The sequence below is a fragment of the Streptomyces sp. ADMS genome, assembly GCF_033441795.1.
Taxonomy (GTDB): Bacteria; Actinomycetota; Actinomycetes; order Streptomycetales; family Streptomycetaceae; genus Streptomyces.
Map to the genome: position 1 here is coordinate 1 of NZ_JAVFVX010000499.1, position 334 is coordinate 334.

General features: G+C 63.8%; 1 protein-coding gene. It reads right to left on the reverse strand.

Going from position 1 to position 334, the window contains the following annotated elements; translation table 11 throughout:
• On the reverse strand, positions 1-334 hold a 334-nt coding region (locus RB628_RS41735), incomplete at both ends, for a multicopper oxidase domain-containing protein (protein WP_318325810.1).

The following is a 334-nucleotide window of genomic DNA, read 5'->3' on the forward strand; positions in this document are numbered from 1 at the left end:
CGTGGTAGGCGTTGTGGCAGTGGAGCATCCACTGGCCGGGGTTGTCGGCGTCGAAGAACACGGACAGTTTCTTCCTGGGCAGCACGATCGTGGTGTCCTTACGGGGACCGGAGGAGTCGCCGAGCTGGTAGGTGTGGCCGTGCAGGTGCATCGGGTGCCACATGGTGGTGTCGTTGACGAAGTCCAGCCGGACCCGCTGGCCCTCCTCGATCAGGATCGGATCGGCGTCAGGGTCGGCCATGTCGAACGGTTTGCCGTTGATGGCCCAGTTGTAGTGCATCATGCCGCCGGTGAGCTTGACCTGGTGCGTGACGTCGGTCGTGGCGGACTTCAG